Source organism: Mesorhizobium sp. M1E.F.Ca.ET.041.01.1.1 (genome assembly GCF_003997355.1).
GTDB lineage: Bacteria > Pseudomonadota > Alphaproteobacteria > Rhizobiales > Rhizobiaceae > Mesorhizobium.
Genome location: NZ_RZSL01000219.1, coordinates 1 through 9,150 on the forward strand (window position 1 = coordinate 1; position 9,150 = coordinate 9,150).

A 9,150-nucleotide genomic window follows, 5' to 3' on the forward strand; every position below is an offset into this window, starting at 1 on the left:
CTGCAGGATGAGCTGCGTGTTGCGGGCGATCCGCGCCGAATGATCGGTCGGCAGCGCCATCGCCTCGTCGAAGGAATTGGTGTGCAGCGACTGGGTATGCCCCTGCGTCGCCGCCATCGCCTCGATCATCGTGCGGGTGATGTTGTTGTAGGGGTCCTGCGCCGTCAGCGACCATCCGGAAGTCTGGCAATGGGTGCGCAGCGACAGCGAGCGATCGTCCTTCGGCGAAAAATTCTTCTTCATCAGGCTCGACCAGAGCAGCCGCGCGGCCCTGAGCTTGGCGACCTCCATGAAGAAGTTCATGCCGATCGCCCAGAAGAAGGAGAGACGCGGCGCGAAGCGGTCGATGTCGAGCCCGGCGGCGACGCCGGCGCGGGCATATTCGATACCGTCGGCAATCGTGTAGGCGAGCTCGAGATCGGCCGTCGCGCCGGCTTCCTGCATGTGATAGCCGGAGATCGAGATCGAATTGAACTTCGGCATATGCCGCGAGGTGTAGGCAAAAATGTCCGACACGATCCGCATCGATGGCTTCGGCGGATAGATATAGGTGTTGCGGACCATGAACTCCTTCAGGATATCGTTCTGAATGGTTCCCGCTAAGTCCTTTTGCGCGACACCCTGTTCCTCGGCCGCAACGATGTAAAGCGCCATGATCGGCAGCACGGCGCCGTTCATCGTCATCGACACCGTCATTTCGCCCAGCGGAATGCCGTCGAAGAGCTGGCGCATGTCGAGGATGGAATCGATCGCCACGCCGGCCATGCCGACATCGCCGGCAACGCGCGGATGGTCGCTGTCATAGCCGCGATGGGTGGCAAGGTCAAAGGCGACCGAAAGCCCCTTCTGGCCGGCAGCAAGATTGCGCCGGTAGAAGGCGTTGGATTCCTCTGCCGTCGAGAAGCCGGCATATTGCCGGATGGTCCAGGGCTGCTGGACATACATGGTCGGATAGGGGCCGCGCACGAAGGGCGGCAGGCCGGGATAGGTGTCGAGGTTGGCGAGGCCCTTGAGGTCGCCCTGCGTATAGAGATGCTTGACCGCGATGCCTTCCGGCGTCATCCGCTGGCCCTTGAGATCGACCGGTATGCGGCGCGGCGCCGACCAGCCGATCTGGCTGAAATCCGGGATCATGATCCGGCTCCGATAGACTGATCGATACGCACTGGAAACAGCGGCTCGCACACGGCCACGCCTTCCGTCAGCGCAGGCCGACGCTCGGCCTTCAATATCTCGACCGGGCGCTCGCTGCCGGCACGGAACAGGGTGGTGCCGATGATCGAGCGCGTCCCGGTCCGGTATGCGGCATTGCGCTTCGCGGCAGCCGTCTGCACGCGGTTCTGGATATAGCCCTGCTGCAGGCTGTCGAGCACCCCGCCCTCGGCTTCGATGCGCTGGAATTCCTCCCAGGCCGCAGCGCAAAGATCCTCGGTCAGCGCCTCGACCGCGCCGGAGCCGCTGGCCGGATCGGCGACATGGTGGAGATGGCTTTCATGCGCCATGATCAACTGCGCATTGCGGGCGACGCGGCGGGCAAAGCCGGCCGGCAATCCGTGCGCGATGGAGTGCGGCAGGATCGAGATCGAATCGGCGCCGCCGGCGGCCGCGGCGAAGGCGGCGATCGCGGTGCGCAGGATGTTGGTTTCCGGATCGGCAACCGTCATCATGCGATAGGAGGTCTCGGCGTGGACGTTTGCCGTCGAGGCCGGGATCGAGCAGGCTTCCTGTATGCGCGCCCAGAGCTTGCGCAACGCCCGCACCTTGGCCATCGACAGGAACTGGTCCTGGTCGACGCTGAGCGCGAAGCCGATATAGGGCGCGGCATAGACCAGTGGCTGACGTGCCTTCTCGAACATCCTGAGATAGGAGACGGCGGACGCCATCATCGTGCCGAGCTCCTGCGCCTCGGTGGCGCCGGCATTGTGGAACACGCGGCCGTCGGCTTCGAGCAGCGCGCCCGGCACGCCCATCGAGAAGAAATGCGCCAGCGACTGCGGCATCGATTCCTGCAGCGCCTCGATCGAGGTGCGCAGCCGCCCGGTGCCGGCGAAGATCGCCGCCGGGTCGATGCCGAAGGAAAGGTTGAGCTTTGTCGGATCGGAGCGGCGCCGGGTCAGGAAGGCAAGCAGCCAGTCGGCCACGGCGCGGCTCCAGGGATGCGCGTCGATGCGGACCTGCACACGGTTGAGCGGCACACCGTCGAGCACCGTCTCCAGCGCTTCCGCGGTGCGCGGCAGGCCGTAGCCGAAGGCATTCGGCGCGCCCTCGAAGACAAGCGACAGCCCGGTAGCGCCCTGCGCAATGTCCTCCAGCGCCTGCGCGCTGGCGCGAGCGATATCCGGGTCGTCGATGCGCTGGCTGACGATCCAGGGCAATGTCGGGTTGGTGCGCACCAGCGGCTCGGCGCCGGCCGAACGTTCGCTGAGCGGCTCGATGCGGATGCCGTCATCGGTGTGCGAAACGAGCTTCTCCTCGAAGGAGCCGCCGGCAAGCGCCTTTTGCGCCAGCGCCAGCCAGCGCTTGGCGTCCGGGTTCGGAAGGTCGACATCCCTGGTCAAGGCGCCGGCGCCCATCGCACTCCTCGTCTCTTGCCGCATCAGCCACCAGTCTAAAGCATGTCTCCCGAAAGTGGGAACCGGTTTCGGGAAAAAGACATGCGTAAAATCAAAAACCTAAAGCGCACGAGCGAATCTGAAAGATCGCGACGCGCTTTAAGGTTCTCGGCCGGATATCACAATGCGACATCCGTCGCCGTTGTCCCCGCAGCCGCTAACCGATTGCCAAACATGCTCGAAATCCGCAAGCTCGGTAAGATCGATTTCGATGGCGGCCCCAAATTCGATGATAGGCCTCCGTTTCGATGATGGGCCCCCGTTTCGATCATTGCCATTGTCGCCCGGCCACGGCGTTACTATACCTCCGATAAGGCCGGGCGTTTTTTGACGGAACAGATTGCGGAGACCGACATATGGCTGACGACACCAGCATCTTCATCGGCGCCAGCCGCAAGCCCGACGATTCCTACCAGCGCGCCGAGGAATTGCTGCTGCGCTACGGCAACCGCCACGGGCTGATCACCGGCGCCACCGGCACCGGCAAGACGGTCAGCCTGCAGGTCCTGGCCGAGGGCTTTTCCAACGCCGGAGTGCCGGTCTTCTGCGCCGATATCAAGGGCGATCTGTCCGGCATCGCCCTGATGGGCGAGGCCAAGGATTTCCTGGTCAAGCGCGCCGAGCAGGTGAAGCTCGATCCCTACCAGTTCCAGGAGTTTCCGGTTATCTTCTGGGACCTGTTCGGCGAGCAGGGCCATCCGATCCGCGCCACCATCTCGGAGATGGGGCCGCTGCTCATGTCGCGGCTGATGAACCTCACGGAAGCGCAGGAAGGCGTCATGAACATCGCCTTCCGCATCGCCGATGAAGAGGGTCTGCTGCTGCTCGATCTCAAGGACCTGCAGGCGTTGCTCGCCAACATCGCCGAGCGCGCCGACGAGCTCAGCGCCCGCTACGGCAATGTCACCAAGCCGTCGGTCGGCGCCATCCAGCGCACGCTCCTGGTCCTGGAAAGCCAAGGCGCCGCGAATTTCTTCGGCGAGCCGGCGCTGCGCATTGCCGATCTCATGCGCACCACCCGCGACGGCCGCGGCGCGGTGAGCGTTCTGGCTGCCGACAAGCTGATGATGAACCCCAGGCTCTACGCCACCTTCCTGCTCTGGCTGATGTCGGAACTGTTCGAGGAATTGCCCGAGGTCGGCGATCTCGACCAGCCCAAGCTGGTCTTCTTCTTCGACGAGGCGCACCTTCTGTTCGAGGACGCGCCCAAGGTGCTGGTCGACCGCGTCGAGCAGGTGGTGCGGCTGATCCGCTCCAAGGGCGTCGGCGTCTATTTCGTCACCCAGAACCCGCTGGATATCCCGGAAAAAGTGCTGGCCCAGCTCGGCAACCGCGTGCAGCACGCGCTGCGCGCCTATACGCCGCGCGAGCAGCAGGCGGTGCGGACCGCGGCCGAGACCTTCCGGCCCAATCCCGATTTCGACTGCGCCACCGCGATAACCCAGCTCGCCACCGGCGAGGCGTTGGTCTCGATGCTGGAGGACAAGGGCGTGCCGGCCATGGTCCAGCGCACGCTGATCCGGCCGCCATCCTCGCGGCTCGGGCCGATCACGCCGGACGAGCGCCGCAAGATCATCGCCGAAAGCCCGGTCACCGGCCAGTACGACCAGGTGGTCGATCGCGAATCGGCCTTCGAGATGCTGCAGAAGAAGACCAAGGAAGCGCAGGACGCCGAGGCGCAGGCGCAGCAGCAGAACAGCGGCGGGTCGCGCTGGACAATCCCGGGCTTCGACGACGTTTTGGGGTCTGGCAACCGGCGGTCCTCCAACCGCCAGACGGTGGCCGAAGCCGCGATCAAATCGGTGGTGCGCTCGGTCGGTTCGTCCGTCGGCCGCGCCATCGTGCGCGGCATCCTGGGCAGCCTGGCCAGGGGGCGGTAAGCACTTCGGACCTACTTTAAGCGGGGGCGCCGGCTTGAGGCGCTTTCGGCTGAGAGTGCTTGGGCTGACTGCTTTGGAGTTCGCGATAGGCTTCGTCGGAGGGATAAAAAGAAACCCGGCGTGCTGAAAATTCGATAGCCGCCTTCAAAATGCCGTTTGACCTCTTCATCGGTGTCAGTCGACGGAGGGCATGTCCCGCGCGCCGTCGGTCCTGCGAAGTTCCTGTGCTTCGTCCGGGATTTATTGTATTTTAGCGGGAATGAAAATTTAACGCTGTAATTTATTGGTGGACGGCGGGGGAGCGCCAGATGGAGAAATTCAGCTTCGATGGGCCGCCCGTGGGCGACGACGCCGACATCTCGGCCGAATGTCAGCGCCAATTGCTGTCTCCCATCCACGAAATCGTCAAAGCGGCAGTTGCAGCCGGATGGAGCAGGGAGGATGTTCTTCTGGCTATGGTCGAGTTATCTTGGGATATGTATGAGAAGCGTCGGGGCGAACTTTAACAACCTGCCGAGAATCGGATAGCTCTGTCCTATATATTTCTATTCTATATTATGTCTTTTCATAACCGCCGGTTCGGACGGCAAGGACCAGGCCTTAGGCCTGACGGATGTAGATGAAGCCGCTGTATTAGATAACGCTCAAGTAAATCGAATCGCGCTGCCGATTTTATATCAAGGTTCTTGGCTTCGGCCCGTCGATGGGAGAGCCGCGCCATCCGCGGGCCAAGAATCTCGCCAACTTTCCCCATCAACGATGTTCTTACTTTTCACCTCGCGTTAAAATTTTTCTTCACATACAAATGTTCTCTTCCCTATCCACTTTATGCCCGCTACCCTGATCTTGGGTTAACTAAGCGGGGAATTTTTCAAGCAGCCGTCCGAACTCCTGTCTGCCTGCCGGCAGGCACGGGATTTCGATCGGCTGGCAAACGGCCGGGGCGTGGCGGGATGACATATGCGGGCGAGGCTCGGAAAAGCGGCGACCACCGGGCCGCCGCTCGGGAAGGGGCGGCTCGGCATGTCCTGGACATAATTCCAGAAAGCGCGGGTCCGAGACGGGCCACCATGCGAGGGAGCGTCATACACTCCATCCGCAGCCCTGGATCGCAGAGGTTCCTGGCCAAGGAGCACTCCGTCGGGATCATGCTGGCGCCGGCGCGCAAGTTGAGAGCATCGCTCGGCAGCGACAGGATCATGGAATACGATGCGCCGGCCGGATGTCTCGCCGTCAATCCGGCGGGCGTCGACAGCAGCCTCACCTGGGTGGAAACCAGGGAAAACGCGGTCATATCCATTTCTCCCGAAGCGCTGTCGGACCTGGCTGCTCACGAGTTCGATTTCGCCGATGCGGAGCTTCAGCCGCCTGCGTTCGGCACGGTTGACCTCTGGGCTCTCAGCATAGCCCAGAGGGTCGCTGCCGAACTGACTGGGGAGGCACCGCCGAATGAGCTTTATCTGGACTCATTGGTCACGGTGTTCGGCGTTCATCTGCTCCGCACCTACACAAGCCGCAAGCGACAGTTTGCGCCGCCTAAGGGCGGCCTCTCCGCCAATGGCGCTCGACGCGTGCGGGAATACCTCAATGAAAATTTCACGCGGAAGGTACTGGTCACCGAACTCGCGTCGGTCGCAGGCGTTTCGCCGAATCATTTCATCGTAAGATTCACCATGACGTTTGGAATGCCGCCTCACCGGTATCTGATCAATCTGCGCCTGGACCTCGCGGACAAGCTGCTCGTCGAGGGCAGGCTTCCGGTCGCGGACATCGCCTACCTGGCCGGGTTCTCCGACCAGGCTCACCTGGCCTCAACCATGAAGAAATACAGGGGAAAAACACCAAGCGGGATACGATTCGGAAGGTAGCGGTTGGTGGACTCGGCGGCAGTGGCGGCATGCCCCGAGCAGATCCCGGCAATGGCCGTCAGGCAGAGCGAAATGCAGAACTACGCTGGTTTCCCGAAAGACGACTCCGAAGCTCCGCTTCCCGGTGTGAAAGGCGGTCTCTCCCTGCGCGCCTCGGCGAGGGTGAAGGAATTTCTGGACGCCAACTTCACCCGGAAATTGTCGGTGGCCAAGATCGCGGCTGTCGCCGGCCTTTCGCCGCGCCACTTCATCCTGGCATTCGCGAAGACCTTCGGACAGCCGCCGCATCGATACATTATCGAAAGGCGGCTTTCTTTCGCCGAGGCGCTGCTCGGCAAGGGTGATTTGTCGATTGCGGAGGTTGCTCATCTGAGCGGATTTTCGGACCAGAGCCACCTGACGGTCACCATGTCGAAATACCGGAACAGGACCCCCAAGCAGGTGAGGCTGCAACGATAGTCTTTTGTCGCGGCGCGCGCCTCATTTCACCGTGTGAATGGTCATGGATATTCGGCAGCCGAAAGTTGTGTGGCGGATCGGCCACAATTGCCGCGAGGCAATCAAAGACCGGAATTTCCTACAAAGATTCCGGAATTTTTCAAAATACCTCCGTCGCGAATATGCCCATGCCTTGGCGTGTGGGAAATCACTCGGTGCGCTGTGGACCTTTCCGGCAATCATTCGATGCGGCGTGTTGGATCATCCACGGACATCGAGTTCGCGGAAATCGAGGTCTTTGCGCCGACGGTCGAGGCAAGCTGGGCCGCACTGCAGCGTCGGTATGCCGACAAGATCACCGATGCGGAGATCGATCATCTCTTTGCCTGTTTCGTACTTGGGCTGACCTCTCCGGTTTACGCCGAGCGTGAACCGGTTCTGCATTTCGAACTCTGTCGGGCGCTGGTGGCGATCAAGCTGTCGCCGGAGCGGGCCAACACTGCATTGCACGCGGTTCCCGAACCCACGCAGCCCTGGGTCGCGAGCGCCTGCGATCTGATTGAAAAACAAGGCGCCAAGATAGGTCTCTCACTGCGAGAGAAGACGCGTAATTTCGATGATTTTTTGACCGCCGAGGCGAGTGATGCGGCACATCAGGGCGCCTCGGCAATTACGAGGGAAAACCAGCATGACCAGATGTGTCGAGGGGTAAGCAAGGACTGAATTCCGTCCCGGATTTGCCGGAAACTGGATCTCGGGCGCGGCCGACAGCCGTTCGCTGCGCCGCCGTCTGATGGCGGCGCTGCGCAATCGCGTGCTTGGCATGCAGCGCAGGGGCATGGGGCTCGGCACACTCGGCGCCGGAGGGGCCTTGGCCTTCGCTCTCTATGGCTCGGCCCCTGCGGCCCCCTGTGCCGCGACCGTGCTGCCGGAAGAACCGACCTGTCCAAACTGCGGGCGGGTCTTCGTCGAGTTCGCGAGCAAGGCGACGAAGCGCCGGTGGCTGAAGCTCGGCTGGAGGCCGGCCGCTGCGGCGGCGTTGGGCGCGTTGGCGCTGTCGATTTCATCCGCGGCACCAGCACAAGCGCAGAGTTATACAGCCGGCGGTGGCACCGTACAGAGTGGGGCCGTCGACGGCATCGCGATCGGCTGTAGTGGTTTCACGGCGACCGTCACCGCAGCAGCCACCAGCGGTGGCATGGCGATCGGCTGTCGCGCGGTTTCTGGTGGAGCGAATTCCCAGGCTATTGGCGTCGAAGCCACCACCAGCGGCCAAAGCGCCGTCGCGGTGGGAACGAGCACCGACGCCGTGGGAAATGCATCTGCTTTTGGTGCTCTCGCTCAGGCGACCGGTATTGGGTCGTCCGCCATCGGCTTCAATTCCACCGCGAGCGGACTGCGCGCCAGCGCTTTCGGCGCAAACACCGTTGCGTCCGGATTGGATTCCATTGCCCAAGGTAGCAGCGCCAGCGCGGGCGACCAGAATGCCGTCGCGCTCGGCTTCCAGGCGAAGGCGACCGCGTTGAACTCCCTCTATCTCGGTGCGCGCACCGTCCCAACATCGGGCGCCCTTGCACAGAGCGCCATCGCCATCGGCACGGATGTGACGGCATCGGTGGCCGATGCCACCGCGATAGGACGCCAGTCCGTCGCCAGCGGCGGCGGGTCCTTTGCTGGGGGCCTCCTCGCAAGCGCAACTGCCATCAATGCGGTCGCCTTGGGCCCGAACGCGGCCGCGACCCAGGCAAACGCCCTTGCTTTAGGCGAGTCCTCCACTGCCAGTGGTGTGAACAGCACCGCGATCGGCGGCGGGGCGCCCTCCAGCGGGGGTCAAGCGATCTCTTTGGGCATCAACGCGAACGCGGGAGCTGACGACGCAGCTGCGATCGGAACACGGGCCCAAGCCATCGGCGCCACCTCTCTGGCCGTCGGCTACCAGTCGGCCGCCAGCGCCACCAACGCCGTCGCGATCGGCCCCCAAGCCAATACGACAGGTCTCGACGCGGCAGCGCTTGGCAACGTCGCCACGGCTTCGGGCGATTTCTCCCTCGCCTTGGGCAATTCGGCAGTGTCGAGCGGCGTAGGCTCGGTCGCGGCGGGATCAGGCGCCCAGGCCACAGGCGTCTCCGCCTCGGCCTTCGGCAACAACGCGACGGCGACCGCTGCAAACGCAACCGCTATGGGACTTGGCGCAACGGCGAGCGCCCAGAACGCCACCGCGATCGGCACAAGCGCCAAGGCCGATTCCGCCGAAGCGGTCGCCATGGGCACCAACGCGGTGGCGACCGGCGGCAAGGCCGTCTCGATCGGCTCCGGCAACACGGCCTATGGCGACGGCGCGGTCTCGATCGG

Annotated in this window: 7 protein-coding genes and 1 pseudogene; 6 read left to right on the forward strand and 2 right to left on the reverse strand. The window is 63.2% G+C overall.

The features are described 5' to 3' along the window. Together EOA38_RS18625 and EOA38_RS18630 are read right to left on the reverse strand one after the other, a co-directional pair. The coding region (locus EOA38_RS18625) for a methylmalonyl-CoA mutase family protein (protein WP_245480868.1) at nt 1-1,134 on the reverse strand (1,134 nt) is incomplete at its 3' end. Further along, nucleotides 1,131-2,573 carry a methylmalonyl-CoA mutase subunit beta gene (locus EOA38_RS18630; protein ID WP_127299904.1) on the reverse strand — a complete coding sequence of 481 codons (1,443 nt, stop codon included), beginning with the start codon at nt 2,571-2,573 and terminating at the stop codon, nt 1,131-1,133. The genes EOA38_RS18625 and EOA38_RS18630, both read right to left, overlap by 4 nt. Nucleotides 2,574-2,968: 395 nt before the next feature. Between EOA38_RS18630 and EOA38_RS18635 the strand changes: the two genes are divergently transcribed. From EOA38_RS18635 to EOA38_RS18660, 6 genes and pseudogenes are all read left to right on the forward strand, one after another. Next, the gene (locus EOA38_RS18635) at nt 2,969-4,492 is read left to right on the forward strand and encodes a helicase HerA-like C-terminal domain-containing protein (protein WP_127299905.1); all 1,524 of its coding nucleotides are present in this window, start codon (nt 2,969-2,971) and stop codon (nt 4,490-4,492) included. Nucleotides 4,493-4,800: 308 nt separating this feature from the next. Further along, on the forward strand, nt 4,801-4,998 hold the full coding sequence (locus EOA38_RS18640; RefSeq protein WP_127299906.1) for a hypothetical protein: 198 nt from the start codon (nt 4,801-4,803) through the stop codon (nt 4,996-4,998). A gap of 642 nt (nt 4,999-5,640) precedes the next feature. After that, a complete protein-coding gene (locus tag EOA38_RS18645; protein WP_245480869.1) occupies nt 5,641-6,360 on the forward strand; it encodes an AraC family transcriptional regulator in 720 nt (239 codons plus the stop codon). 6 nt (nt 6,361-6,366) lie between these two features. Then, the gene (locus EOA38_RS18650; RefSeq protein WP_245480870.1) at nt 6,367-6,819 is read left to right on the forward strand and encodes an AraC family transcriptional regulator; all 453 of its coding nucleotides are present in this window, start codon (nt 6,367-6,369) and stop codon (nt 6,817-6,819) included. Between the two features lie 201 nt (nt 6,820-7,020). After that, a complete protein-coding gene (locus EOA38_RS18655; RefSeq protein ID WP_189434735.1) occupies nt 7,021-7,521 on the forward strand; it encodes a hypothetical protein in 501 nt (166 codons plus the stop codon). Nucleotides 7,522-7,669: 148 nt separating this feature from the next. Continuing rightward, nucleotides 7,670-9,150 (forward strand): annotated as a pseudogene (locus tag EOA38_RS18660) (calcium-binding protein); the annotation flags it as partial.